This is a genomic window from Aeromicrobium sp. (assembly GCF_023146395.1).
Taxonomy (GTDB): Bacteria; Actinomycetota; Actinomycetes; order Propionibacteriales; family Nocardioidaceae; genus Aeromicrobium.
This window is the reverse complement of the sequence record NZ_JAGLCD010000010.1, coordinates 146,483-171,251: the sequence shown is the minus strand read 5'-3', so window position 1 is coordinate 171,251 and position 24,769 is coordinate 146,483. Positions and strand designations below refer to the sequence as shown.

General features: G+C 72.7%; 25 protein-coding genes. 13 read left to right on the top strand and 12 right to left on the bottom strand.

What is annotated here, in order from left to right; genetic code table 11:
* Positions 1-29: 29 nt before the first annotated feature.
* Positions 30-671 carry a class I SAM-dependent methyltransferase gene (locus KAG51_RS09435; protein ID WP_290582978.1) on the bottom strand — a complete coding sequence of 214 codons (642 nt, stop codon included), beginning with the start codon at positions 669-671 and terminating at the stop codon, positions 30-32.
* A gap of 67 nt (positions 672-738) precedes the next feature.
* Between KAG51_RS09435 and KAG51_RS09430 the strand changes: the two genes are divergently transcribed.
* Entirely contained in the window at positions 739-1,314 is a 576-nt protein-coding gene (locus KAG51_RS09430) for an XRE family transcriptional regulator (protein WP_290582976.1), read from the top strand.
* 24 nt (positions 1,315-1,338) lie between these two features.
* On the opposite strand, the gene KAG51_RS09425 is transcribed toward KAG51_RS09430, so the two are convergent.
* The 3 genes from KAG51_RS09425 to KAG51_RS09415 form a co-directional block, all read right to left on the bottom strand.
* Positions 1,339-2,304 (bottom strand): zinc-binding dehydrogenase, encoded by a 966-nt coding sequence (locus KAG51_RS09425; protein ID WP_290582974.1) that lies wholly within the window; start codon positions 2,302-2,304, stop codon positions 1,339-1,341.
* 38 nt (positions 2,305-2,342) lie between these two features.
* A complete protein-coding gene (locus KAG51_RS09420; protein ID WP_290582972.1) occupies positions 2,343-3,539 on the bottom strand; it encodes an NADP-dependent malic enzyme in 1,197 nt (398 codons plus the stop codon).
* 160 nt (positions 3,540-3,699) lie between these two features.
* On the bottom strand, positions 3,700-4,116 hold the full coding sequence (locus KAG51_RS09415; RefSeq protein WP_290582970.1) for a hypothetical protein: 417 nt from the start codon (positions 4,114-4,116) through the stop codon (positions 3,700-3,702).
* A gap of 226 nt (positions 4,117-4,342) precedes the next feature.
* Here KAG51_RS09415 and KAG51_RS09410 point away from each other — a divergent pair, with 226 nt between their 5' ends.
* On the top strand, positions 4,343-4,594 hold the full coding sequence (locus KAG51_RS09410) for a WhiB family transcriptional regulator (RefSeq protein ID WP_290582968.1): 252 nt from the start codon (positions 4,343-4,345) through the stop codon (positions 4,592-4,594).
* Positions 4,595-4,606: 12 nt separating this feature from the next.
* On the opposite strand, the gene KAG51_RS09405 is transcribed toward KAG51_RS09410, so the two are convergent.
* Positions 4,607-6,037, bottom strand: a complete 1,431-nt coding sequence (locus KAG51_RS09405) for a sensor histidine kinase (protein ID WP_290582966.1) — start codon at positions 6,035-6,037, stop codon at positions 4,607-4,609.
* A 30-nt stretch (positions 6,038-6,067) separates the two neighbouring features.
* Between KAG51_RS09405 and KAG51_RS09400 the strand changes: the two genes are divergently transcribed.
* Positions 6,068-7,003 carry a DUF2785 domain-containing protein gene (locus KAG51_RS09400; RefSeq protein WP_290582964.1) on the top strand — a complete coding sequence of 312 codons (936 nt, stop codon included), beginning with the start codon at positions 6,068-6,070 and terminating at the stop codon, positions 7,001-7,003.
* Positions 7,004-7,013: 10 nt separating this feature from the next.
* Entirely contained in the window at positions 7,014-8,666 is a 1,653-nt protein-coding gene (locus tag KAG51_RS09395) for an acetolactate synthase (protein WP_290582962.1), read from the top strand.
* 88 nt (positions 8,667-8,754) lie between these two features.
* Here KAG51_RS09395 and KAG51_RS09390 read toward each other — a convergent pair whose 3' ends face one another.
* Positions 8,755-9,543 (bottom strand): siderophore-interacting protein, encoded by a 789-nt coding sequence (locus tag KAG51_RS09390; protein WP_290582960.1) that lies wholly within the window; start codon positions 9,541-9,543, stop codon positions 8,755-8,757.
* A 45-nt stretch (positions 9,544-9,588) separates the two neighbouring features.
* Between KAG51_RS09390 and KAG51_RS09385 the strand changes: the two genes are divergently transcribed.
* Genes KAG51_RS09385 through KAG51_RS09375 form a run of 3 tightly spaced genes read left to right on the top strand, consistent with a single transcriptional unit; the run spans position 9,589 to position 13,410 of the window.
* Positions 9,589-11,298, top strand: a complete 1,710-nt coding sequence (locus tag KAG51_RS09385; RefSeq protein ID WP_290582958.1) for an ABC transporter ATP-binding protein — start codon at positions 9,589-9,591, stop codon at positions 11,296-11,298.
* On the top strand, positions 11,295-13,052 hold the full coding sequence (locus tag KAG51_RS09380; RefSeq protein ID WP_290582956.1) for an ABC transporter ATP-binding protein: 1,758 nt from the start codon (positions 11,295-11,297) through the stop codon (positions 13,050-13,052). Before KAG51_RS09385 ends, KAG51_RS09380 begins: the two co-directional genes overlap by 4 nt.
* A 10-nt stretch (positions 13,053-13,062) precedes the next feature.
* On the top strand, positions 13,063-13,410 hold the full coding sequence (locus tag KAG51_RS09375) for a hotdog domain-containing protein (protein ID WP_290582954.1): 348 nt from the start codon (positions 13,063-13,065) through the stop codon (positions 13,408-13,410).
* Between the two features lie 176 nt (positions 13,411-13,586).
* Here the strand turns inward: KAG51_RS09375 and rsrA are convergent, their stop codons facing one another.
* The 4 genes from rsrA to KAG51_RS09355 form a co-directional block, all read right to left on the bottom strand.
* Positions 13,587-13,886 (bottom strand): mycothiol system anti-sigma-R factor, encoded by a 300-nt coding sequence (gene rsrA, locus KAG51_RS09370; protein ID WP_290582952.1) that lies wholly within the window; start codon positions 13,884-13,886, stop codon positions 13,587-13,589.
* A complete protein-coding gene (locus KAG51_RS09365) occupies positions 13,883-14,506 on the bottom strand; it encodes a sigma-70 family RNA polymerase sigma factor (RefSeq protein ID WP_290582950.1) in 624 nt (207 codons plus the stop codon). Before KAG51_RS09365 ends, rsrA begins: the two co-directional genes overlap by 4 nt.
* An 85-nt stretch (positions 14,507-14,591) precedes the next feature.
* Positions 14,592-15,344: an SOS response-associated peptidase gene (locus KAG51_RS09360; protein WP_290582948.1), complete on the bottom strand. Its 753-nt coding sequence runs from the start codon at positions 15,342-15,344 to the stop codon at positions 14,592-14,594.
* Between the two features lie 71 nt (positions 15,345-15,415).
* Positions 15,416-16,066, bottom strand: coding sequence for a hypothetical protein (locus KAG51_RS09355; protein WP_290582946.1), 651 nt, complete (start codon positions 16,064-16,066; stop codon positions 15,416-15,418).
* A 186-nt stretch (positions 16,067-16,252) separates the two neighbouring features.
* Between KAG51_RS09355 and KAG51_RS09350 the strand changes: the two genes are divergently transcribed.
* The 5 genes from KAG51_RS09350 to hisN are packed head-to-tail and all read left to right on the top strand — an operon-like array spanning position 16,253 to position 21,722.
* A complete protein-coding gene (locus KAG51_RS09350) occupies positions 16,253-17,971 on the top strand; it encodes a sigma-70 family RNA polymerase sigma factor (protein ID WP_290582944.1) in 1,719 nt (572 codons plus the stop codon).
* A gap of 52 nt (positions 17,972-18,023) precedes the next feature.
* Positions 18,024-18,500, top strand: a complete 477-nt coding sequence (locus KAG51_RS09345) for a DoxX family protein (RefSeq protein WP_290582942.1) — start codon at positions 18,024-18,026, stop codon at positions 18,498-18,500.
* A 36-nt stretch (positions 18,501-18,536) separates the two neighbouring features.
* The gene (aroA, locus tag KAG51_RS09340; RefSeq protein WP_290582940.1) at positions 18,537-19,814 is read left to right on the top strand and encodes a 3-phosphoshikimate 1-carboxyvinyltransferase; all 1,278 of its coding nucleotides are present in this window, start codon (positions 18,537-18,539) and stop codon (positions 19,812-19,814) included.
* A complete protein-coding gene (rsgA, locus tag KAG51_RS09335; protein WP_290582938.1) occupies positions 19,811-20,815 on the top strand; it encodes a ribosome small subunit-dependent GTPase A in 1,005 nt (334 codons plus the stop codon). The genes aroA and rsgA overlap by 4 nt, the downstream gene beginning before the upstream one ends.
* 16 nt (positions 20,816-20,831) lie before the next feature.
* Positions 20,832-21,722: a histidinol-phosphatase gene (hisN, locus tag KAG51_RS09330; RefSeq protein WP_290582936.1), complete on the top strand. Its 891-nt coding sequence runs from the start codon at positions 20,832-20,834 to the stop codon at positions 21,720-21,722.
* A 119-nt stretch (positions 21,723-21,841) separates the two neighbouring features.
* On the opposite strand, the gene KAG51_RS09325 is transcribed toward hisN, so the two are convergent.
* Positions 21,842-23,521, bottom strand: a complete 1,680-nt coding sequence (locus KAG51_RS09325; protein WP_290582934.1) for an FAD-binding dehydrogenase — start codon at positions 23,519-23,521, stop codon at positions 21,842-21,844.
* Positions 23,522-23,601: 80 nt separating this feature from the next.
* Positions 23,602-24,180 (bottom strand): CGNR zinc finger domain-containing protein, encoded by a 579-nt coding sequence (locus KAG51_RS09320; RefSeq protein WP_290582932.1) that lies wholly within the window; start codon positions 24,178-24,180, stop codon positions 23,602-23,604.
* A gap of 128 nt (positions 24,181-24,308) precedes the next feature.
* Here KAG51_RS09320 and KAG51_RS09315 point away from each other — a divergent pair, with 128 nt between their 5' ends.
* Positions 24,309-24,755 carry a hypothetical protein gene (locus KAG51_RS09315; RefSeq protein ID WP_290582930.1) on the top strand — a complete coding sequence of 149 codons (447 nt, stop codon included), beginning with the start codon at positions 24,309-24,311 and terminating at the stop codon, positions 24,753-24,755.
* Positions 24,756-24,769 lie beyond the last annotated feature (14 nt).

Genomic DNA, 24,769 nt, shown 5'->3' with positions numbered 1-24,769 from the left:
AGCTCGCGAGCACTCGACCACCGGGGTGATCAGCGGCGCCGGGCCAGCAGGGTCGCGTCCTCGATCTCCGTCGTCGTCCCATCGCGCTCCGCGACTCGCGGCCGGTCCTCCACGACGAGCACCTCGAAGTCGTCGGTCAACGCGGGGAGCAGGTCGGCCGCGTGCCACATGGCGTCGTGCTGCTTGCGGGAGAGCTGCTCGAACACCTCCGACGGGGCGTGGCCGACGACGAGCAGGTGACCTCCGGGGGCGACGGCAGCCGTCAGCCGTCCGACGACGTCCACCATCGCGCCACCGGGGTGCAGGAAGTGCGTCGTCACGAGGTCGAACTGCCGGCCGCCGGCGTCGAAGATCCGGGCGTCGACCTGCCACCAGTCGGTGCGGTCGCCCACCCCGGCCTCCGTGGCGTGCCGCGACGCGCGGGCGAGACCCTCGGGCGAGAAGTCGGCACCGGTCACGGTCCAGCCCTGCTGCGCGAGCCAGATGACGTCGCCGCCCTCCCCGCAGCCGAGGTCCATCGCGGTGCCCGGCGTCAGGCCTGACACCTCGGCGACGAGCTGCGGGTTCGGCTTCCCGCTCCAGATCTTCTCGGGGCCGGAGTAGCGCTCGTCCCAGCCGGCCTGCTCGAAGTAGTCGGGGGCGTCGTCATGATCGTGCTGGTGCTGGCTCATGTCGCCACTCTCCTCCCGACAAGCGCCTTCCGGCAACTTTCTTTGCCGATATGGCAAGGTCGGATCCATGGACGAGCAGATCGAGCAGGTGCTGGACGGCGTGGGACCACGACTGCGTGCCCTGCGCGTCGCCCGGGGCGCGACCCTCGCCGACCTCGCCGACGACACCGGCATCTCCGTCAGCACGCTCTCGCGGTTGGAGTCAGGCCAGCGCCGCCCGACCCTGGAGCTCCTGCTGCCGCTCTCGCGCGTGCACCAGGTGCCGCTCGACGAGCTCGTCGACGCTCCCGAGACCGGCGACCCACGGGTCCGCGCCAAGCCCGTCGTGCGTCACGGACGCACCTTCATCCCGCTGACGCGACGCCCGGGCGGCTTGCAGGCCTTCAAGATCATCATCCCGCCGCACGACCCGCCCGAGCCCTACGAACCAGGGGTGCACGAGGGCTACGAGTGGATCTACGTCCTGTCCGGTCGCCTGCACCTGGAGCTCGCCGGGAAGGTCACCGACGTCGGGCCGGGCGAGGTCGTCGAGTTCGACACCCGCATCCCCCACGTCGTGGCCAACCGTGGCGACATCCCCGCCGAGATCCTCGGCCTGTTCGGCCCGCAGGGCGAGCGCATGCACGTCAGGTCCGGGCAGTAGCCGCGCCGGCGGATCGCCGGCGGATCAGCGCGTCAGGACGATCTTGCCGAACAGCGAGCCGTCGATGACCTTGGCCAGGCCGTCGGCCGCCTGCTCCATCGGGATGACCGAGTCGATCAACGGACGCAGGCCCGTGACGTCGAGGAACTGCGCCAGCCGGTGCAGCTCGTCGCGGGTGCCCATCGTCGAGCCGTGGACGCGCATCTGCTGGAAGAAGATCCGCGTGAGCTCGGCCGGGGGCGCGTCACCGGAGGTGGCACCGGAGATCACGATCGTGCCGCCCGGACGCATCGAGCGCACCGAGTGCGACCACGTGGCAGCACCCACAGTCTCCATCACCGCGTCGACCTTGGTGGGGAGCCGGGCGCCGGACTCGAAGACCTCGTGCGCCCCGATCTCGAGGGCCTTGGCGCGCTTGTCCTCGTCGCGGCTCGTGGCATAGACGCGGAAGCCCGCCGCGCGCGCGAGCGAGATGAGCGCGGTCGCGACACCACCGCCGGCGCCCTGGACGAGCACCGTGTCGCCCTGCTTGAGGTCCGACTGCGTGAAGAGCATGCGGTACGCCGTGAGCCACGCGGTCGGCAGGCACGCGGCCTCCTCGAACGACAGGCCGGCCGGCTTCGGCACGACGTTGCGGCGCGGGACCGCGACCTGGTCCGCGAACGTGCCCGGGTGCCGCTCCGAGAGCAGCGACCGCTTCGGGTCGAGCGTCTCGTCACCGCGCCACGACGGGTCGCTGATGACCGAGTGCACGAGCACCTCGTTGCCCTCCTCGTCGTACCCCGCCGCGTCACAGCCGAGGATCATGGGCAGCGACTCGGCCTTCAAGCCCACGCCGCGCAGGCTCCACACGTCGTGGTGGTTGATCGAGGCTGCCTTGACCGTGACCGTCGTCCAGCCGTCCGGCACCTCGGGCTCGGGGCGCTCCCCCACGACGAGTCCGGCCAACGGGTCGTCGGGGTTGATGGTTCCGGCGTAGACGGCGAACATGCGAGTCAGACCCTTCTTGTCTTCGGTGCGGAGACGGCTCAGTACGGGCGGCGCGCCACGCCCTCACGGCGGGCGGTGTCGGTGACGGCCCGCGACACGGCCTGGGCCACGCGCGGGTCGAACGGCGAGGGGATGACGTAGCCCTCGTGCAGGTCGTCGCCCACGAGGTCGGCGATCGCCTGGGCAGCGGCCAGCTTCATGCCCTCGGTGATGCGGGTGGCCCGCACGTCGAGCGCACCGCGGAAGATGCCCGGGAACACCAGGACGTTGTTGATCTGGTTCGGGAAGTCCGAGCGACCCGTGGCCACGACGCGGGCGTAGCGGTGGGCGACCTCCGGGTGGACCTCGGGCGTCGGGTTGGCCATCGCGAAGATGATCGCGTCCGGCGCCATCTGGGCGATGCCCTCCTCGGGCGTCGTGCCGCCGGAGACCCCGATGTAGACGTCGGCCCCGTGCAGGGCGTCGACGATCGTGCCCGGACGGGCGTAGTCGGCCGACTGGTCGGCGATCCACTGCTTCGCGGCGTTCAGGTCGGTGCGGCCGGCGTGGATCACGCCCGCGCGGTCGGTGACCTGGATGCGGCGCACACCCGCGGCCTGCAGAATCTTCATGATCGCCACACCGGCCGCGCCCGCGCCCGAGATGACGACCTTGAGCTCGCCCATGTCGCGCTCGGTGAGCCGCACCGCGTTGATCAGCGCCGCCAGCGTGACGACGGCGGTGCCGTGCTGGTCGTCGTGGAACACCGGGATGTCGAGGCGCTCGATGAGCCGCTGCTCGATCTCGAAGCACCGCGGCGCCGAGATGTCCTCCAGGTTGATGCCGCCGAAGGAGGGAGCAAGCCGGGCCACGGTGTCGACGATCTCGTCGACGTCGGTCGTGGCCAGGGCGATCGGGATCGCGTCGACACCGCCGAACTGCTTGAACAGCACGGCCTTGCCCTCCATGACCGGCATCGACGCCGCAGCACCGATGTCACCGAGCCCCAGGACCGCGGTGCCGTCGGTCACGACGGCGACGGTGTTGGAGACCCACGTGTACTCGTGGGCCATCTCCGGGTCGGTGTGGATCGCCTCGCACACCCGGGCGACCCCCGGGGTGTACGACATGGAGAGGTCGGCGGCGTCGCGCAGCGGGACCGTTGCGGCGATCGCCATCTTCCCGCCGCGGTGCAGCGAGAAGACGGGGTCGTCGGGGTCGAGCGGGGTCGTGATGTCGATGTCGGTGGCAACCATGTCTGAAGTAGGGCTCGAGTCTGGGAGAAGGGAACGACTGAGTCGTGCGGCTCAGGACACCGGAGGGATCGAGCCTCGGCGGAGCAGGAGGCGCGAAGCGCCCGGAACGGGGCAGGTCGTGCCCGGCGACCATCGTGCCACAGGCCGGTGCTGCCGCCGATCAGACCCCATCGGTGGCCTCCCGCTCCGCGATGGCGCGGTTGACCGGGGGCGCGAGGACGCAGACGAGCACGAGGATCGCCGCCAGGCCGGCGCCGAGCGGGAGGTGGCGGATCACGAGGACGTCCGCGTCGACGTCGCGCAGGCTCCAGGCGATCAGCAGCTGGAGCAGCTGGGTGGCCACGATCGGGCCGCGGGCCCCCGCGCGACCTCGCAGCAGCAGCACGGCGGCCACGAGCTGCGTGCCGCCGTAGAGCAGGAAGAACACCGCGACGCCGACGCCGATCGCGATACGACCCCCGTCGATCGAGGCCAGGTCGGCGACCGCCAGCGCGATGACCGCCGCCGCCTCCAGCGTGACCACGACGGCGGCTACGGCGAGCAGACGACGGACGGTCGGGGACCAGGACTCGGACACCCCGACAGCCTACGGAACCCGCTCCGGGCAGCGAGTGAGGACGGCCTGTGTGACCGATCAGACACGATCCGGATTGCTACATCCTTGTAAACAGTCCGGTTTGTTGAAACCATGATGACCAGGCGCGTTCACCGGGGATTTCCCCTCGGACACCTGGACAAGATCCCCCGCGCCAGACTTTACTTTTCACATCGCTACCCGAAGTACTCGGGAAGGAGCATCCGCCATGGATTGGCGCCACAAGTCGGCCTGCCTCGACGAGGACCCGGAGCTCTTCTTCCCCATCGGCAACACCGGCCCCGCGATCATGCAGATCGAGGAGGCCAAGCTCGTCTGCCGCCGGTGCGACGTCAGCGACCAGTGCCTCACCTGGGCCCTGGAGTCCGGTCAGGACCACGGGGTCTGGGGCGGTCTCAGCGAGGACGAGCGCCGCGCGCTGAAGCGCCGCAACGCCCGTGCCCGCATCCGCACGGCCTGACCCGCTCGCGCCTCACGCGTCCAGCGTGATCGAGACGGTCGTGCCCCCGCTCGGCCGCTGCTCGAACGTCAGCGTCCCGTCGAGCTCGGTCTGCACGAGCGCCGTGACGATCGACAGTCCGAGGCTGTCGCCCGTACGGAATCCCTCGGGCATGCCCACCCCGTCGTCGCTCACGCGCAGGCGGATCCGGTCGCGGATGCGATTGGCCGCCACCGTGATCTGCCCACCTTCGTCCCCGAAGGCGTGCTCGGCGGCGTTCTGGATCAGCTCGGTCAGCACCATCGACAGCGGCGTCGCGACGTCGCCCGAGAGCTGACCGAACGAGCCGATGCGGGTCGCGTGGATCGACCGCTCCCCCGTGACGTCCAGCACCGTCCGCAGGAGCCGGTCGGCGATGTCGTCGAAGTCGACCACGTCGCCGAACGACTGGCTCAGCGTCTCGTGGACCAGCGCGATCGAGCCGACCCGGCGTTCCGCCTCCTGGAGAGCGTGACGGGCCTCGTCGGTCGACATGCGCCGCGCCTGCAGGCGCAGCAGGGCCGCGACGGTCTGCAGGTTGTTCTTGACGCGATGGTGGATCTCGCGGATCGTCGCGTCCTTCGTCATCAGCTCGCGCTCACGCAGGCGCAGCTCCGTGACGTCGCGCAGCAGGATCAGTGCTCCGGCCGGACGGCCCGACGAGGTCAGCGGGATGCGACGCACCCGCAGCGAGGCGGCCGCGTTCTCGAGCTCGCCCGATCCGCCCTCGAGTCCCACGAGGAGGCCGGGAACGGCGTGCCGCGGCGTGCGACGGTCCATCAGGCCCGCGGTGACGTCGACCAGCCGGGTGCCGACGAGGTCGCCCACGAGGCCCAGCCGCCGGTACGCCGAGAGCGCGTTCGGGCTGGCGAAGCGCACCAGACCGTCGGGCTCGGTCCGGACGAACCCGTCACCCACCCGCAGCAGGTCGACGACCGCCGACCGGTCGGCCGACTCCGGGAACTTTCCCGTGCGGATCATCTCGAGCAGGTCACCCGCGACGTCCAGGTAGGCCGACTCCAGGGCGCCGGCGCTGCGCAGGCCGGGCGCCTCCCGGCGGCGCTCGACGACCGCCACGACACGGCTGCCGTGACGCACCGGCACGTACTGCGTCGACCGGCCCGCGTCGTCGACCTCGCCGTCGACCGTGACGCCCTCGGTCAGGGCACGCTCGACGAGAGGAGCCGACCCCGACGGCAGGGACACCCCGACGACGTCCTCCAGCAGAGCCGTCGGACCGGTCGTCGGGCGGACCTGAGCGACGGCACAGACCCCCGCCTCCTCCGCCTCCGGCACCCACAGCACCAGGTCGGAGAAGGCCAGATCGGCGATCAGCTGCCAGTCGGCGACGAGCGCGTAGAGCCAGCGGGCGTCCTCGGCGGACACGGTGCTCCGCGAGCGCGTCATGTCCTCGAGCTGGCCCACGGGTCCAGCGTACGTGGCACGATGGGGGCGATGTCCGAGTCGACCTGGCTGTCCATCCGCACCACGGGCATGGACGTCCCCACCGACCGGCCGCTCGACGAGATGACCGCCGAGCTCGTGCAGATGCTCGGCGACCCGTCGCCGCGGCTGCGCGAGGAGCTCGCGTACCCCATCCTCACCGCCTGGCTGCAGCGCGGCGTGTACGACGACCTGCTCAGCGGGCTCGGTGACGGGATCGTCTCGGGCCTGGGCCACGGGCTGGGCCACGACGGCGACTCCTCGGTGATCCGCCGCTCCTACAGCGCCCTCATGCTCGCCGAGATCGTCGGCCGCGACAACGACGTCGGCCTCGTGCAGTCCGCGTCGGTGCTGGCCTGGGGCGATGCGGCGACGAGCTGGTACGTCCGCGAGTTCGACCACCGCGGCTGGATCCCGGAGATCGGCTGGGCGCACGCGATCGCCCACGGCGCCGACCTGCTCGCCGCTCTCGCGCGCTCGCGGCACTTCGGCGCGCTCGAGCTCACGGTCCTGCTCGACGTCGTGGCCGACCGCGTCCTGGCGCCCACCGCCTACGCCTGGCGGCACGGCGAGGACGACCGACTGGCGTTCGCCGTCATGACCCTGCTGCACCGCAACGCGCTGGACACGTCGTTGGTCGAGCCGTGGCTGGCGCGACTCGGTGCCGGGCTGCAGCCCCCACGCACCCGAGGTCACCTCGACGCCGAGTGGCCCACCACGGAGGCCCGCAACACCTCGGCGTTCCTGCGCGCCCTGCACCTGCAGCTCGCGCTCGGCGTGCAAGGCCGACCGGACCTGCGCGGCGACGTCGACCTCTTCGCCGAGCAGCCGGCCGACCGCGCCGACCTGCTGCTCGCGGTGCTCGACCAGATCCGGGCCGAGAGCCCGTGGCTGTACCGTCCGACGTCCCGCACGCCGGTGCCCACCACCCGCCCCACCACCTTGTAACCTCCGTCACATGACTGACGAGCCGGTACATGGTGGGGTGATCGCGACCGAGGTCGCGCGGGCACACGGCGTCGAGGCGATGTTCACGCTCTCGGGCGCGCACGTCTTCCCGATGTACGACGGTGCCGTGAACGCCGACCCGCCGATGCCCATCATCGACGTCCGCCACGAGCCCTCGGCGGTGTTCGCGGCCGAGGCCATCGGCAAGCTCACCCGCACCCCGGGCCTCGCGGTGCTGACGGCCGGCCCCGGTGTCACCAACGGCGTCAGCCCCATCGCCCAGGCGCAGTTCGCCGGCTCCCCGCTCGTCGTGATCGGCGGCCGTGCGCCCGAGAACCGCTGGGGGCAGGGCAGCCTGCAGGAGCTCGACCACCCGCCGATCCTGCAGACCATCACGGCGCTCTCCACGACCGCCCGCACGACCGCCGACATCGGCCCCACCGTCGACGAGGCCTTTCGCGTCGCCGGCTCCTCGCACCGCGGGCCGGCCTTCCTCGACGTCCCGATGGACCAGTTCTTCGACACCGCGGCGCGGCACACCGTCACCGGCCCCGCCGACCCGATCGAGCCGGACGCAGGCGCGGTGGCGAAGGTCGCCGGTCTCCTCGCGAAGGCCGAGCGTCCGCTGCTGATCCTCGGCACCGACGTGTGGGCCGACGGCGCGGAGGACGCCGCCCTGCGGCTCGTGACCGAGACCGGCATCCCCGTCATCGCCAACGGCATGGGCCGCGGCATCGTGCCCGGCGGCCACTCCCAGCTGGTCACGAAGGCCCGCTCGGCCGCGCTGGGCGGTGCCGACCTCGTGGTCGTCGTGGGCACCCCGCTCGACTTCCGCCTCGGCTACGGCGTGTTCGGCGGCAAGGACGACACGACGCCGGCGCGCGTCGTCCACCTGGCCGACTCCCCCGCGCAGGTCTCCACGCACGCCGAGCTGGCCGCGAGCGCCTCGGGTGACCTGACGCGCGTCCTCGACGGCGTGCTCGCCGGCCTGCAGTCCTCGACCGGGGCCAAGCCCGACTGGTCGGCGTGGCTCGCCGACCTGCAGGACCAGGTCAAGGCCGGTGTGGAGCGCGACAATGCCCTGCTCACCGCCACCGCCGACCCGATCCACCCCGCGCGCATCTACGGCGAGCTGCTGCCCCGCCTGGCCGACGACGCGGTCGTGATCGGCGACGGCGGCGACTTCGTCTCCTTCGCCGGCAAGTTCGTCGAGCCGAGCCGCCCGGGCGGATGGCTCGACCCGGGCCCCTACGGCTGCCTCGGCGCCGGCCTCGGCGCCGCGATGGCGGCCCGCATCGCGCGTCCGTCGAGCCAGGTCGTGCTGCTGTTCGGCGACGGCGCCGCCGGCATGTCGCTGATCGACGTCGACACGCTCGTGCGCCACAACCTGCCGGTCGTCATGATCGTGGGCAACAACAGCGCCTGGGGCCTGGAGAAGGGCCCGATGCAGATGCTCTACGGCTACGACGTCGCCGCCGACCTTGCGCCGGGCACCCGGTACGACCAGGTCGTCACGGCGCTGGGCGGCGGCGGTGAGCTCGTGAGCGACCCGAAGGAGATCGGTCCGGCGATCGACCGCGCCTTCGCCTCCGGCGTCCCGTACCTCGTCAACGTGCTGACCGACGTCGACGCCGCCTACCCGCGGGCCACCTTCGGCATCTAGCTCGGGCGCGTCCGGCAGCAACAAACTCGCCCGTGACCACCAACAAACTCTCTCCTGACCACCAACAAACTCTCTCGCGAGCGGCAATTCAGCGGCGGGTGGTGCGGACGGCGGTGGTGCGCTCCTTGCGCCAGTAGCCGGCGATGTCGCACGTGCCGCGGGCGAAACCGTGGGCCCGGGCCCAGCGACGGACCGGCTTGAGCACGCCGGCCTCTCCGGCCGCCCAGAGGAACACCCGCCCGTCGCCGGGGAGGTCCAGGGCGTCGAGGTGGCGGCCCAGTACGTCATCGCCTGCGGCAGCGACGTCGGGGTCGTCGAGGTGCAGCCACACGACCGACACCCCGGGGCGGACCGCGAGGTCCTGCTCCTCAGCGGCATCGGGCACGAGGACGGCTACCTGGGCGTCGACGCCGTCGCGGAGCTCCTCGAGCCACCGGGCCACCGCCGGCAGCGCGGTGTGGTCGGCCAGCAGCACGTGGTGGTCGAGCTCGGGCGGCACCGGGTCGGAGGGACGCGGACCGGCGACCCAGAGCGACTCGCCGCGCTCGGCCTGCTGGGCCCAGTCGGAGGCCAGTCCGCCGGGGTGGACGACGAAGTCGATCCACACCTCGCCGGCCGCCTCGTCGAACCGGCGGATCGTGTACTCGCGGTTCTCGGGGAACGGTCGCGGCCAGACGAGGGTCTCGCCGTCGTCGCCCAGCACCGGCGGCCGCGTCGTCCCGTCGGGGTCGGGGAACACGAGCTTGACGTGCTCGTCGGGCGCCGTGGTGCTCGCGAAGCCCGCGAGCCCGGGGCCGCCGAGGACGACGCGCACCATGCGCGGAGTGACGACCTCCCGCCGGAGCACCTCGAGCTCGCGGATCCCTGTGGCTGGCACGCCCCCATTCTGCCCCCACGGTTCAGGTGAGGGTAGCCTCATCAGGTGGGGACGGAGAGCAGCACGGCACCGGCGACGGTGCGCACCTCCCGGCAGATCCTCTTCGGACCGCTCACCCGCAATGCGGGCCTGATCGCGTGCGGCACCCCGCTGATCGTGCTGTGGCAGCTGTGCGAGGCCCTCGTCCCGGTCATGATCGGCGTCACGATCGACGTCGGCGTCGAGACCGGCGACCTCGGGCCGTTCCTGCTGTCGTGCCTCGCGATCGCCGTCATCTTCACCTTCCTGAGCTACGGCTACCGGTTCGGGGCGACGTTCATGAACCGCGCGGTGCAGCTCGAGTCGCACCGCATCCGGCTCGAGGTCGCCGGCCAGGCGGTCCTGCCCGCCGACGACCCGAAGCTGGCCGGTGAGTGGCTGTCGCTCGCGACGGCCGATGCCGACAAGGTCTCGCTGCTCGTGCGCCAGTTCGGCTTCACGGTGGCCTCGGTCGTCACGGTCGGCGCCACGGCGGTGTACCTCGCCCGCACCGACGTCACGCTCGCGCTCGTCATCCTGTTCGGCGTCCCGATCACGGTGGGCATCACGCAGCTGGTCTCCCCCGTCGTCGCGCGCCGGACCGAGCGCGAGCAGGCGGCGATCGCCCGGGTCGCCGGTCTCGGCGGCGACCTGGTCGCCGGGCTGCGCCCGATCAAGGGCATCGGTGCCGAGGACGCCGCGAGCGGCCGCTACCGCGCGTCGAGTCGTGCGGCCCGCGCCTCGAGCATCGTGACGGCCCGGTCGTGGGGCTACATGACCGGCCTGACCACGGTGGTCTCCGGCCTCTTCCTGGCCGTCGTCGCCTGGCTCGCCGGCTCGAAGGCGATGGAGGGCGACCTGACGCTCGGCGAGCTCGTCGCGATCGTCGGCCTGACCCAGTTCCTGGCCGAGCCGATCGCGCTGCTCGGCGCGCTCACGGCCCAGTTCGCCGCGAGCACGGCCTCGGCCCGACGCCTGCACACGGCGTTGGCGAGTCCCGTCCTGATCCTCGACGGCCCCGACCGGCTCCCGGCGGGCGTCCCGCGCGAGCTCCGGCTCCGCCGCGCCACGACGAGCTCCCTCACGGAGGTCGACCTGACCTGCGGGCCGGGTCAGCTCGTCGCCGTCGTGTGCGACCGCCCCGCCAGCGCCGACTCGCTCATCGGGCTGCTCGACGGCTCCGTCCGCCCCGACGGCGGTGCCGTCACGATCGCGGGCGTCGACCTGCGGTCGCTGGCGGCGGCCGACCGCCGCGCGACCCTGCTGGTCGTCCCGCACGAGGCGAGCCCGCCCGAGGGGACGATCCGCACGGCGATCGACCCCGACGGCACCCTCGACCCCGCCACGCTCGACGAGGTCCTGACCGCCTCAGCGGGCCACGACGTCGTGGCGGCGCACCCGGACGGCCTCGACCACGCCGTCCGGTCCGGCGGCAGCAGCCTGTCGGGCGGCCAGCGCCAGCGCCTCACCCTCGCCCGCTCGCTCGCCGTCGCGCCACCCGTCCTGGTGCTGCGCGACCCCACGACGGCGATCGACGCGGTCACGGAGCAGCAGATCGCGACCGGGCTGCAGTCCCGACTGGGTCGTGACACCGCGACGCTCGTCGTCACGACCTCGCCCACGCTCCTGGCCGCGGCCGACCACGTCGTCTGGATCCGCGAGGGACGCGTCGTCCGGGTCGCGCCGCACCACGTGCTCCAGGAGGACCCGAGGTACCGCGAGGAGGTGCTCCGGTGAGGGCGCACGACCCGCAGCGCGAGCTCTTGCCGATCGCCTCGGGCCGCGACACGGCCCGCCTCCTGGTGCGCCGGTTCCGCCGGCGCCCCGCCGTGGCCGCTCTGGCGATCACGGCGTTCCTCCTCACGGGAGCGGCCGGCATCGTCGCGCCGCGGGCCCTCGGCGCGATCGTCGACCGGGTCCAGGCCGGTGGCGACTCCGGCGACCTGACCGTGCCGGTGCTGGCGATCGTGGTCGCCGCCGCCGTCGGGGCGGTCGCCGCGGCCGCCGCCGTCGCGGCGCTCGCCCAGGCCACGATCCCCGTGCTGGCCGACCTGCGTGAGGACGTGCTCGACCGCTCGCTGCACCTCGACTCCGGCCAGCTCGAGAAGGCCGGCACGGGCGACGTCATGGCCCGGGTCGGCGACGACGTGCGTACCGTGACCGACTCGCTCGACGAGGCCGTGCCCCTGCTGCTGACCTCGCTCACGGCCATCGTGTTCACGGCCGGCGGCCTGTTCGCGCTCGACTGGCGACTCGGCCTGGCCGGCGCGCTCGCGGTGCCGGGATACGTCACCGCGCTGCGCTGGTACCTGCCCCGGTCCGGTCCCGTGTACCGCGCCGAGCGGGTCGCGCAGGGCGAGCGCGCCGAGGCGCTGATGTCGACCCTGGAGCACGCCCCGACGATCCGCGCCTTCGCTCGCGAGGCGCCGGCCCTGGGGGAGATCGACCGCACCTCGGTCAACGCCCGCGAGCTCGCGCTCCGCACGTTCTGGGTGCTCATGCGGTACGGCGCCCGCATGAACCGGGCCGAGGCGATCGGCGTCGTCATCGTCCTGACGGCCGGCTTCGTGCTCGTGCGGGAAGACGTCGTCACGGTCGGCGCGGCCACCGCGGCGGCCCTCTACTTCCACCGGCTGTTCAACCCCATCGGCGGCGTGCTCTTCGTGTTCGACGACGTGCAGTCCGCCGGAGCCTCGCTGACCCGGCTGGCCGGCGTCGCGCTGCTGCCCGAGCACGACGACCGCGCCGAGGCGCTCGGCGCGCCGGCCCGCCTGGAGCTGCGGGGCGTCGGCCACGAGTGGGAGCCCGGCACCCCGGTCCTGCACGGGGTCGACCTCGTCGTGGAGCCTGGCGAACGGGTGGCTGTCGTCGGCGCGAGCGGGGCCGGCAAGTCGACCGTCGCTGCGATCGCCGCCGGCCTGGCCTCCCCCACCTCCGGCCGGACCTTCCTGTCAGGTCGCGCCGTCGACGAGCTCGGCAGCGCCACCGTGCGCCGTCACGTCGCCGTCGTGAGCCAGGAGGTGCACGTCTTCACCGGCTCCCTCCGGGAGAACCTGTCCCTGGCCGCCCCCCAGGCCGACGACGAGGCGCTGCTGGCCGCGCTCGAGGTCGTCGGGGCACGTCGGTGGGTCACGTCGCTCCCCGAGGGGCTCGACACCCGGGTGGGCAGCTTCGGCCACGCCCTCACGAGCGCCCAGGCGCAGCAGCTCGCCCTCGCGCGCGTCGTCCTGCTGGACCCGCCCTACGTGGTCCTGGACGAGGCCACCGCCGAGGCCGGGTCCTCCGGCGCCCGCGATCTCGAGGTCGCCGCGTCGCAGATCGTCCGCGGACGCACCGCGCTCGTCGTCGCCCACCGCCTCACGCAGGCGCAGAGCGCCGACCGGGTCGTCGTGATGGACCACGGCCGCATCGTCGAGCAGGGCACGCACGACGAGCTCGTCGCGACCGGCGGCCGCTACGCGACGCTCTGGCACGCGTGGTCCGGCACCTAGACTCGCCCGCATGGCCGACCTGACCCGCACCGTCACCGCCGACGACACCGCCCGCGCGGTGGGCAGCGGCGATCTGGACGTCCTCGGCACCCCCGTCGTGATCGCGTGGTGCGAGGCCGCCACCATGGCCGCGCTGGAGCTGGAGCCGCAGCTCACGAGCGTCGGGACCCACGTCGACGTCCGTCACCTCGCCCCGTCGCCGGTCGGCGCGATGATCGAGGTGCACGCAGAGGTCACGGAGCGGACCGAGCGCAGCGCGACGTTCGCCGTCGAGGCACGCGACGGCGGCACCGTCGTCGCGAGCGGCACCGTGGTGCGGGCCGTGGTCGACCGGGAGCGGTTCCTCGCCCGCCTCTGACCTGTGCGACCATGGGGGGTCAATTCTTCGAGGAGGATCCCATGGGCAAGACCGGACGCAAGCGCCGCGCACGCCGCAAGAAGGGCGCGAACCACGGCAAGCGCCCCAACGCGTGACTTCTGTGTGAGACACGAAACCCCCGCACTCTGGCGGGGGTTTCGTCGTTCAGCACCGGCTTACTCGATGATGCGGGTCTCGGTGACCGTGGTGCGCGTGACCCGGGCACCGTCGATCTCGACCTGCACGGCGCGGATCGACTGCAGGACCTTCTGACGCAGTGGCTCCGGCGCCGCCTCCTGGCAGGAGCGCGAGACGAGGCTGCGCACGACCTGCTCGAGGTCGTACTCGGTCAGGCAGTCGCTGCAGCTGTCGAGGTGCGACTGGACCTCCTCGCAGGAGGCGTCATCGATCTCGCGGTCGATGAACAGGTACAGATTCTGCAGCGCGTCGCCGCAGTCAGGTCCGTCGCACGTCATGACGTCACCTCCGGAGCCGCGACCGCCATGCCGCGGTCACGGGCGTAGTCGGCGAGCAGCTCGCGCAGCTGCCGGCGCCCCCGGTGCAGCCGCGACATCACGGTGCCGATGGGCGTGTCCATGATCTCGGCGATCTCCTTGTACGGGAACCCCTCGACGTCGGCGAGGTACACCGCGTAGCGGAAGTCCTCGGGCAGCGCCTGCAGGGCGTCCTTGACGTCGGAGTCGGGCAGGTGCTCCAGCGCGACCATCTCGGCCGACTTCAGGCCGGCCGAGGTGTGCGCCGCGGCCGCCGCGATCTGCCAGTCCTCGATGTCCTCGCTGACCTGCTGCGGCTGGCGCTGCTTCTTGCGGTAGGAGTTGATGTAGGTGTTGGTGAGGATCCGGTACAACCAGGCCTTGAGGTTGGTGCCCGGCCGGAACTGGTGGAACGACGAGAACGCCTTGGCGAACGTCTCCTGCACGAGGTCCTCGGCATCGGCCGGGTTGCGGGTCATCCGCAGGCCGGCCGAGTAGAGCTGGTCGAGGTAGGGCAGGGCGTCGGCCTCGAAGCGCGCCTGGCGCTGCTCCGGGGTCTCGTCGGCACTGGCTGAGTCAGCCGTGCGGTCGATGTCATCCATTGGGGTCGAGCCTACCGGCCGAGCGGGTGCGTCACAGACGAGCATGGTGCCTCCTTCACGACCGTCAACGACGACCGTCGGGGACCTATTCCGCGGGCAGCGGTCGCAGCAGCTCCGGACCGTTGTTGCGGACGTTGTTGACCGCGGTCGAGACCGGCCACGCCTGGAGACGGCCGGGCGTCGCGGGCTGGAGCAGGGCGAACAGGTCGTCCTTCGGGTGGGGTGTCGGGTCGAGCCAGGCGTCGAGGTGCTCCGGCGCCACGATCCAGGGGGCGCGGTCGTGCAACCGACCGTCCTCGCCCTCGGCCGCCGTCGTGAGGATCGTGAACGTCACGAGCCACTCCGCCTCGTCACCCTCGGGCACGTCGGCATCCTTCGGCTTCCAGAACTCGTAGAGCCCGGCGACCCCCAGGCCCTCGCCCCCGCCGTCCGGCGTGTGGCCCGTGATGAAGAACGGCTGCTTGGGCGGCTTGCCGGAACCGGTGTCGGGGCCCTGGTACCACTCGTAGAAGCCGTCGAGCGGCACGACGGCGCGACGCCGTGCGAACGCCCGCTTGAACGACGGCTTCTCGTCGACCGTCTCGGACCGCGCGTTGATCATCCGCTTGCCGATCGAGACGTCCTTGGCCCAGCTCGGCACCAGGCCCCACCGCGCGGTCAGCAGCTCGCGCGTGGTGGCGGCGGAGTCGTCCGCGGCCCGCGCGATGACCAGCGGCGCGCGCTTGGTGGGCGCCATGTTGAAGTCGGCAGCGATCTCGTCCTCGCTCACCGCAAGGGTCGCCCCGAAGTCGTCGCTGAGCTTCTGGGACGTCCGGGTCGTGGCGTATCGGCCGCACATGCTCCCAGCGTGGCAGACCGTGCCGCCGGCGACTACTGCGTGCGGCTACTGCGTGCAACTACTCCGTGCGACTACTCCGTGAGCCGCGACAGCACCCAGGTCACGGCGTCGCCGTCGTGCGGCAGCCGTTCGACCCACACCCGGGGCTCGGGCTCGCCGGCCAGGCCCTCGCGCAGCAGACGTGCCAGCACGGCCAGACCCACGACATCGGCGTCCTCGGCCTGCGTCAGCGCGGCGAACCGGTCCGGGGCGAGCCGGGCCACGGTCTCGTGCGCCGGGAACGCCACGGCGAGCGCGTGGCCGACCTCGATACCCCAGAGATCGTCCTCGAGGCCATGGGCTCCGCGACGCCCCAGCTCGACGACGACCAGCACGTGCGACACCGCGGGCTCCCCACCGCGATGTCCGGCCTGCCGGTACACGTCGTCGAGCCGGGTCCGCAGGTGCGACACCGACGTGAGCGCCGTGAGCGGGTCGTGGCAGTCCGCGTCGGTGACCGGAGGCGGAGCGCTCCCCGTCCACGCCTCCACCACCGAGCGAACTGCCACGTACGGGGGTTCGCGGCCCGGGCTGAGCTCGGCGATCCGCTCGACCGCCTCGACCAGCGAGACCCCCTGCGACGCTGCACTCGCTCCCACCACGAGTGCAACGTCGACCAAGGACTCCCGACCACCGCGAACCGCACGGGCGAAGGCGGCGGTGGCGACGTCGTAGTCGTTCATCCGGCCCTCCCACCTCGTGCTGTCCTGCGCAGGGAACGGTGGACGGCCGCGATGATGACGCGAGTTCGCGAACTTTTTCTCGCGCGGGCCGAGACGCGGCGGTCCGGGACCTAAGTCCCGACTTGGTCAAACTGCGTGACACGACCCCGGTCTCGGTCGTTGACTGGTGGGGAGGGAAGGAGACGCGTGGGTCATTCAGGGGGACGAGCCGCCGCGGTCGACGCCCACGTCGACCCCGAGGGCCTGTCCGACGCGGCGCTGATCGAGGCCGTGCGCTCGGGCGACACCGACGCGTACGGCACGCTCTTCGAGCGCCACCGTGCGGCGGCCGAGCGGCTCTCGCGCCAGCTCGTCGCGGGCCTCGGCGCCGACGACCTCGTGTCCGAGGCCTTCCTCAAGGTCCTCGGCGTCCTGCAGCGCGGGGGCGGGCCGGACGAGGCCTTCCGCGCGTACCTCCTCACGGCCGTGCGACGCCTCCACATCGACGCCATCCGCTCCTCCACGCGCGAGCGGTCCACCGACGACGAGACCGAGCTCGATCGTGCCGTCGAGTTCGTCGACCCCGCCGCCATGGAGTTCGACCGCGGCGCGGCGGGCGAGGCCTTCCGGTCGTTGCCCGAACGCTGGCAGCTCGTGCTCTGGCACCTCGACGTCGAGGGACAGCATCCTGCGGAGATCGCCCCCCTGCTCGGCATGGCGCCCAACAGCGTCTCAGCCCTGGTGTACCGGGCCCGCGAGGGCCTGCGCCGCGCCTACCTCCAGCAGCACCTCGCCCCGACGTTGGACGCCGAGTGCCGCGAGACCACGACCAAGCTGGGCGCCCACGTCCGCCACGGGCTCGCCGCGCGCGACACCCGCAAGGTCGAGGCCCATCTCCACACATGTGCCCGGTGCACGGGCCTGTACCTCGAGCTGCGGGACGTGAACTCGGGCCTGGCGGCGGTTCTGGGGCCCGTCGTGCTGGGCGCCGCGGCGACCGGGTACCTCGGCACGGCCGCCTCCGTCGGGAGCCTCGGCGTCATCGGCGGCGGCACCGCCGCCGGACTCGCGCTGTCGACCAAGGCGGTCCTGGTCGAGAGCGCCCGGGTCGCCTCGGCCCCCGCACGACTCGCCGTCGGCACGAGCCTGGTCTCGTCGGCGCCGACCGCCGTGGCCACGGTAGCCCTGGCGGGGGCGGCCACGGTGGGCGTCGTCGCCACCACCGCTGCGGTCACGGACGCGCCCACGGTTCCGGTCACGGCCCCGCTCCCCGACCCGTCGCCCGAGATCTCCCTCGCGGACGCCGACGACGGCATCTGGGTCACCAGGCCCACCCCGACCCCGACGTCCTCGGTGGCCATCCCGACGCCGTCACCCACGCCGTCGCCGACACCGACCGAGTCGGACGCGACCCCGGAGCCGAGCGACACGCCCGAGCCCGACCCCTCGCCCACGCCACCCGGCGAGACCGGCACGGTCGACGAACCCGCCGCGCCGGGGGACGTCGACCCCGAGACCCCGCCGGAACCTCCGCCCCCGCCCGTGGTCGGCACGGACTTCGCACTCGGCGCTCCCACCGTCGTCAACGACCGGAAGGGACTCCAACGGACCATGACGGTCCCCGTCACCGGCTCCACGACCGGCGGGGTCCCGGCCGATCGCGCGGTCTCGATCCGGGTCGACTTCGACCGGGCCGTGCAGATCCGGACGGTCCCGGCGGACTGGAGCTGCACCGCGGCGCCCCGGCAGTGGACCTCGAGCGTCACGTGCTCCACGACCGTCGCCGCGGGCCGCGATGCGCGTCTGGCTCTGTCCTTCGCCGGCATCCGACCAGCCGGCACGGTCACGATGGCCGCCGAGGCCGACCCCGAGCCCGCCAACGACACCGCCTCGTTCCTGAGCCCGGCGATCCTGCTGCTGCTCTGACCTGGGTCCGAGGACGGGTTGCCGGCTCGTCGCGATGCGGTAGACAAGGACCATGACAGTTCTGCGCACGGTGGCCCGGCCCATGCTCGCCTCGATGTTCGTCGTGGGGGGCATCAACTCCCTGCGCCACGCCACGGCTCTCGCGCCGGCCGCGCAGCCCGTCTCCGACGCGATCGCGCCGCTCGCGCCGCAGCTGCCCGTGACCCCCGCCAACGTCGTGCGCGCCCACGGGGCGATCAACCTCGTGGCCGGTGCCGCCCTGGCCACCGGCCGACTGCCCCGCCTCTCGGCCCTCGTGCTCGCCGGCAACCTGGCGCCGAGCACGGTGCAGGGCCACCGGTTCTGGGCCGAGTCGGACCCGGCCGCGCGGTCCAACCAGCAGATCCACTTCTTCAAGAACCTGTCGATGCTCGGCGGCCTGCTGATGTCCTCGCTCGACCCCGATCCGCACAAGAAGATCCTGGTGCGGCGCGCGAAGGACAAGGTCGTCGAGGCCAAGGACTCCGTCGCCGCGCAGATCTCGCGCTGAGAGCCCCGGCACCGGCGGGCGCTACGCTGACCCGCGATGAGTGAACCCCTGCCGTGGCTGGCTCCCACGCCTCGTGAACCCGTGGTCGGCCAGATCATCGTGCCCGGGTCGAAGTCGCTGACCAACCGGGCCCTCGTGCTCGCGGCGGTCGCGGAGCGGCCGTCGGTCCTGACCCGGGCGCTCGGCTCCCGCGACACCAACCTGATGATCGGGGCGCTCACCGCCCTCGGCGCCCGCGTCGAGCGCCACGGCATCGACTGGACCGTGCACCCGATCGACCCCTCGCTCGTGGACCCCGTCACGGTCGACTGCGGACTGGCCGGCACGGTCATGCGATTCGCCCCCATCCTGGCGACCCTCGGCTCGGCCCCCGTGACGTTCGACGGCGACGATCGCGCGCGCGAACGCCCGATGGCGGTCACGATCTCCTCGATGCGTGCGCTCGGCGTCGAGGTCGACGACGGTGGCCGCGGCACGCTGCCCTTCACGGTCCACGGGCGCGGCGGGGTCGTCGGCGGTCCCCTCACGATCGACGCGTCCGCCTCCAGCCAGTTCGTCTCCGCGCTCCTGCTCGCCGCTCCGCGGTTCGCCCACGGACTCGAGCTCGCCCACGACGGACCCCCGATGCCGTCGGCCCCGCACGTGGCCATGACGGTCGAGCAGCTCCGGCTGCGCGGGGTCGAGATCACCGCCACCGACAGGCAGTGGCGCGTCGAGCCCGGGCCCGTGCAGCCGCTCGACGTCGAGATCGAGCCCGATCTGTCCAACGCGGGCGTCTTCGTCGCGGCGGCGCTCGTGACGGGCGGCGAGGTGCGGGTGCGCAACTGGCCCGCCAGCACCGACCAGGCCGGCGACGCCTGGCGCGACCTCACGGTGGCCTTCGGCGGCACCGCCGAGCGCGACGGGGACGATCTCGTCGTCACGGGCCCGCGGACGCTGTCGGGCGTCGAGCTCGACCTCGGCGACCTCGGCGAGCTCACGCCCGTCGTCGCCGCGGTCGCCGCGCTCGCCGAGACCCCGTCTCGGCTCACGGGCATCGCCCACCTGCGTGGTCACGAGACCGATCGGCTCGCCGCGATCGCGACCGAGTTCACCCGGCTCGGCGGCGACGTCGACGAGCTCGACGACGGCCTCGAGATCCGTCCCCGGCCACTCCACGGCGACGTGTTCCGGACCTACCACGACCACCGCATGGCCCACGCTGCGGTGGTGCTCGCCCTGCGGGTGCCCGACGTCTTCGTCGAGAACGTCGTCACGACCGTCAAGACCTACCCGAACTTCGCCCCGGTCTGGGAGCGGTTGGTCGACGCATGAGCCGGCGCGACGACGACGAGCACGCGCGCTTCGAGCGCCCGCGTCGGCGCACCCGCCCCCGCACGAAGGAACGGCCCGACTACTCGAGCCTGCCGCTCGGTCGGGTCGTCACGGTCGACCGCGGTCGCTACACCGTGCAGGTCGAGGAGGGCCAGGCCGGTGACGACCCGGCGGAGGCGGGTGTGACCGTCACGGCCGCGAAGGCCCGGAGCATCCGCGGCGTCGTCGTGGGCGACCTCGTGCGGCTCGACGGCGACGTCTCGGCCGACGAGGGCACGCTGGCGCGCATCGCCGAGGTCCTCCCCCGCACCACGGTGCTGCGGCGCACCGCCGACGACGACGACCCGATCGAGCGCATCGTCGTGGCCAATGCCGATCAGCTCGTCGTGGTCACGGCCCTGGCCGATCCGCCGCCGCGCCCCGCCCTCGTCGACCGGTGCCTCGTCGCGGCGTACGACGCGGGCATGGACCCGCTCGTGATCCTCACCAAGTCCGACCTGGCGTCGCCCGAGGAGATGATCGCCGCCCTGACCCCGCTCGACGTGCCGGTGCTCGTGATCGGCCCGGGCGCCGACCTCACGGCGGTGCGCGCGAGGCTCGCCGGCCGCACGAGCGTGCTCCTGGGGCACAGCGGAGTCGGCAAGTCCACCCTGGTCAACCAGCTCGTGCCGGACGCGTTCCGCTCGACGAGCCACGTCAACGCCGTCACGGGCCGTGGTCGGCACACGTCGACGTCGGCGATCGTCCTGGATCTGCCCGGCGGCGGACGCATCGTCGACACCCCGGGATTCCGCTCGTTCGGGCTCGCGCACGTCGAGGTCGACGACATCGTGCGCGCGTTCACCGACCTGCACGCCCTGACCCGCGACTGCCCCCGCGGATGCCATCACGGCGGCGACGACCCCGAGTGCGCGCTCGACGCCGCGGTCGCCGACGGACGCCTCGCGCCGGCGCGACTCGCCTCGTTCCGACGCATCCTTGAGAGCCGCGAGCAGGTCTGACCACTACCGTGGCCCCATGGCCCACTCGTACGCTGACGACCTGCGTCTTGCGCACGTCCTCGCCGACTCCGCCGACAACCTGTCGATGGATCGCTTCGGGGCGATCGACCTGGAGGTCTCGACCAAGCCCGACATGACCTGGGTGACCGAGGCCGACCGGGCCGTCGAGGAGGGCATCCGCCGCACGCTGCGGACGGCCCGCACCCGTGACGCCGTCTTCGGCGAGGAGGGGGGCGCCCAGGAGGGCGCCGCCTCGTCCTCGCGCCGGTGGATCGTCGACCCGATCGACGGCACCTCGAACTTCGTCCGCGGCGTCCCCGTCTGGGCGACGCTCATCGCGCTCGAGGAGGAGGGAGAGATCGTGGCCGGCGTCGTGTCGGCTCCGGCCCTCGGTCGCCGCTGGTGGGCGCACAAGGGCAGCGGCGCGTTCACCGGCAAGTCGGTCATGAACGGCCGCGAGATCCGCGTCTCGCGGGTCGGTGACCTCGCCAGCGCGTCCCTGTCGTTCAGCTCGGCCCCGAGCTGGGAGGACATCGGCAAGGCGCAGGCGTTCGCCGCGCTGACCCGCCAGTGCTGGCGCACTCGCGCCTACGGCGACTTCTGGTCGTACGTGCTCGTGGCCGAGGGCGCGGTCGACATCGCCGCCGAGCCCGAGCTCAACCTGTGGGACATGGCGGCCCTCGACGTCATCGTGCGCGAGGCCGGCGGCCGGTTCACCTCGCTCGCGGGCCAGGACGGACCGTGGGGCGCCAACGCGATCGCCACGAACGGCCGGCTCCACGACGCGGCGATGGCCTACCTCGGGCACTTCCCCGACACCGAGCCGCACGACGGCTGGGACGACGAGTCCGAGGCCGACGTGGCCCGTTCCACCGACCTCGGCAACGTCCTCGACTTCGACCGCTGACCCGGCCCTCGCTCCCCGCGGGGGGGGCGGTGAGTCCTCCACCCGAGGCGGTGGGCGGTGGATCCTCCACCGTATGAACCGCTATTCGGTGGAGGATCCACCGCCCCCTGAGACCGGCCCTATCCGAGCCGCGCCGCGAGATCGCGACCCGCGGCGCGGCCCGAGAACAGGCAGCCGCCGAGGAACGTGCCCTCGAGCGAGTTGTACCCGTGCACGCCGCCTCCGCCGAATCCGGCGACCTCGCCCGCGGCGTACAGGCCCTCGAAGACCTCACCGTCGGGACGCAGCACCTGGGACTCCAGGTTGGTCTCGAGGCCGCCGAGCGACTTGCGCGTCAGCACGTGGAGCCGCACCGCGATGAGCGGGCCCTTGGCGGGGTCCAGGATCCGGTGCGGCTTGGCCACCCGGACGAGCTTGTCGCCGAGGTAGGACCGCGCCTGCCGCATCGCCACGACCTGGAGGTCCTTGCTGTAGTCGTTCGCGAGCTCGCGGTCGCGGGCCTCGATCTGCCGGCGCAGGTGGGCGGCGTCGACGAGGTCTGACCCGGTCACCCGGTTCATGCCAGCGACGAGCTCCTCGAGGGTGTCGGCCACGACGAAGTCCTCGCCACGGCTCTTGAACGCCTCGACCGGCCCGGTGGCGCCCTTCGAGAGACGCTGGCGCACCAGCTCCCGCACGCTTTTGCCGGTCAGGTCGGGGTTCTGCTCCTGCCCCGAGAGGGCGAACTCCTTCTCGATGATCGCCTGCGTCAGCACGAACCAGGAGTGGTCGTGGCCCGTCTGGCGCAGGATCTTGAGCGTGCCCAGCGTGTCGAATCCCGGAAGCGCCGGGATCGGCAGGCGATCTCCGCCGCCGTCGAACCACATCGACGACGGGCCGGGGAGGATGCGGATCCCGTGCCTCGGCCAGATCGGGTCGAAGTTCGTGATGCCCTCGACGTAGTGCCACATCCGGTCACTGTTGATGCTGCTCGCGCCGGCCGACTCGGCGATGCCGAGCATGCGTCCGTCGACGTGTGCCGGCACACCGGAGATCATGTGGGCCGGCGGCGAGCCGAGCCGCTCGGGCCAGCGCTCGCGCACGAGGTCGTGGTTGCCGCCGATGCCGCCCGTCGTGACGACGACGGCCTGCGCGCTCATCTCGAACTCCCCCACGATCTCGCGCGAGGTGGCCTCGGCCCGGGGCAGGCTCGTGGGGGCGAGCACCGAGCCCCGGACGCCCGTGACGGCGCCACCGGTCACGACCAGGCCGTCCACCCGGTGCCGAAAGGCCAGCTGGACGAGCCCGCGCTCGTGTCCGGCGCGGACGATCCTCTCGAACGGCTCGACGATCCCCGGGCCCGTCCCCCACGTGATGTGGAAGCGCGGCACCGAGTTGCCGTGGCCCCCGGCCAGGGCACCGCCCCGCTCGGCCCACCCGACGACCGGGAACACGCTGTGTCCCTTCTCCCGCAGCCAGGACTGCTTCTCGCCGGCCGCGAAGTTCACGTAGGCCTCGGCCCACCGCCGGGGCCAGTGGTCCTCCTCGCGGTCGAACTGGGCGCTGCCCTGCCAGTCCTGCCAGGCCAGCTCGACCGAGTCCTTGATGCCCAGGCGGCGCTGCTGGGGCGAGTCGACCAGGAACAGCCCGCCGAAGGACCAGAACGCCTGACCCCCGATGCCCTGCTCGCCTTCCTGGTCGACCAGGATGACCCGTCGTCCGGCCTCCACGAGCTCCGCCGTGGCCACGAGGCCTGCGAGTCCTGCTCCGACCACGATGACCTCGGCCTGCTGCGGCGCGTGCGTCCCTGCTGCTGACATGGCCCCGATCCTGCCGCATGACGGCCGTGACCTCCATCACCGGCGCGGAACATGGCTGACGCTTATCTCAGGTTCTTCCGTCAGCGGCTCACCGGGGCGCCCTCACGGCCTCGCTGGTACCTCGCCTGTCGCGTGCGATGGGCGCACGCCGTGCAGCAGAAGCGGCGGCGATGGTGGTCGGGCACCAGGACGATCTGGCAGTCCGGTGTCGCGCACGTCGCGACCTGCGCCCGACCGCCGTCGCGGACCAGGTCGATGCAGTCGGCGGCGACGATCCCCAACCACGACTCGACGCCAGGGCCCCAGAGCCGGCGTCGTACGTGGAGCTCGCCGCGGGCATCCAGGTCGAGCCCCCAGGACGGCGCGGATTCGGTCTCGTACCGGTTCACCACCGCGAGCGACGAGGCGCGCGGCCGGCCGAGCAGGATCTGCTCCACGGCCCCGCGCACCTCGCGAAGCGCGTCGAGGCCGTCGCCGTCGACCGCCAGGTCGTCCCCGAGGTCGCCGGGCGAGAGCGTCGCGACCACGGCCTGGAACCAGTCCCCCGCGGCGGCGACGTCCGCCAGGGCGTCGGCCTCGCCGGGGGCGGCGACCACCGAGTTGACCAGCACGAGCGAGGGGCGCACCAGCGTCCCGTGATGGTGCACGTCGAACTGCATGCCTGACGCTAACACGCCCCGCTATGCGTCGCAGGACGAGAATGAGGCGTCCGTCCCGTTCTGCTCCCCCGCGTCGCGCTCGGGCCGTAAGGTGGATCGTCGTCGCCCCCGACCTGAGGTTGTCCCCCATGCTGCTCACGAACCGGCTGGTCCGACTCGTCGCGATCACCGTCGTTGCCACGGTCGCCGTCGCTGCACTCATCACGTTCGCCTTCACGTCCGACGCGATCAGCGGGGGCAGCTCGCGCACCGAGGCCGAGACCGCCCGGCCCTCGGTCTCGGTCGCTCCGCCGTCCGCGGCGGACGTGCCCGGTGCCCTGACGGCCGAGGCGGTGCCGAGCGCGCGTCCCGAGCCGTCCGAGGACGCCGCGACCGAGGTCGAGGCGCTGACGAGCGCCGGCTCGACCCCGACCTCCACCCGCGGCGACCGGCCCCAGACGGCGACGGCCTCCCCGACGCCGGCGGCTCCGACGGCAGCCCCGACGACCCCCGCGCCGACCACGCCCGCGCCCGCGCCGACGACGCCGCCGCCGCGACAGTGCTACCTGCTGATCATCCCGGTCGCGTGCCCGTGACGGGTCGCGGCTGC

Coding starts and splice junctions, on each gene's coding strand:
- KAG51_RS09345 (WP_290582942.1), top strand. CDS start 18,024: ATGACAGTTCTGCGCACGGTGGCCCGGCCCATGCTCGCCTCGATGTTC.
- KAG51_RS09315 (WP_290582930.1), top strand. CDS start 24,309: ATGCTGCTCACGAACCGGCTGGTCCGACTCGTCGCGATCACCGTCGTT.
- aroA (WP_290582940.1), top strand. CDS start 18,537: ATGAGTGAACCCCTGCCGTGGCTGGCTCCCACGCCTCGTGAACCCGTG.
- KAG51_RS09425 (WP_290582974.1), bottom strand. CDS start 2,304: ATGTTCGCCGTCTACGCCGGAACCATCAACCCCGACGACCCGTTGGCC.
- KAG51_RS09325 (WP_290582934.1), bottom strand. CDS start 23,521: ATGTCAGCAGCAGGGACGCACGCGCCGCAGCAGGCCGAGGTCATCGTG.
- KAG51_RS09355 (WP_290582946.1), bottom strand. CDS start 16,066: ATGAACGACTACGACGTCGCCACCGCCGCCTTCGCCCGTGCGGTTCGC.
- KAG51_RS09395 (WP_290582962.1), top strand. CDS start 7,014: ATGACTGACGAGCCGGTACATGGTGGGGTGATCGCGACCGAGGTCGCG.
- KAG51_RS09360 (WP_290582948.1), bottom strand. CDS start 15,344: ATGTGCGGCCGATACGCCACGACCCGGACGTCCCAGAAGCTCAGCGAC.
- KAG51_RS09420 (WP_290582972.1), bottom strand. CDS start 3,539: ATGGTTGCCACCGACATCGACATCACGACCCCGCTCGACCCCGACGAC.
- hisN (WP_290582936.1), top strand. CDS start 20,832: ATGGCCCACTCGTACGCTGACGACCTGCGTCTTGCGCACGTCCTCGCC.
- KAG51_RS09435 (WP_290582978.1), bottom strand. CDS start 671: ATGAGCCAGCACCAGCACGATCATGACGACGCCCCCGACTACTTCGAG.
- rsgA (WP_290582938.1), top strand. CDS start 19,811: ATGAGCCGGCGCGACGACGACGAGCACGCGCGCTTCGAGCGCCCGCGT.
- KAG51_RS09375 (WP_290582954.1), top strand. CDS start 13,063: ATGGCCGACCTGACCCGCACCGTCACCGCCGACGACACCGCCCGCGCG.
- KAG51_RS09400 (WP_290582964.1), top strand. CDS start 6,068: ATGTCCGAGTCGACCTGGCTGTCCATCCGCACCACGGGCATGGACGTC.
- KAG51_RS09365 (WP_290582950.1), bottom strand. CDS start 14,506: ATGGATGACATCGACCGCACGGCTGACTCAGCCAGTGCCGACGAGACC.
- KAG51_RS09320 (WP_290582932.1), bottom strand. CDS start 24,180: ATGCAGTTCGACGTGCACCATCACGGGACGCTGGTGCGCCCCTCGCTC.
- KAG51_RS09410 (WP_290582968.1), top strand. CDS start 4,343: ATGGATTGGCGCCACAAGTCGGCCTGCCTCGACGAGGACCCGGAGCTC.
- rsrA (WP_290582952.1), bottom strand. CDS start 13,886: ATGACGTGCGACGGACCTGACTGCGGCGACGCGCTGCAGAATCTGTAC.
- KAG51_RS09430 (WP_290582976.1), top strand. CDS start 739: ATGGACGAGCAGATCGAGCAGGTGCTGGACGGCGTGGGACCACGACTG.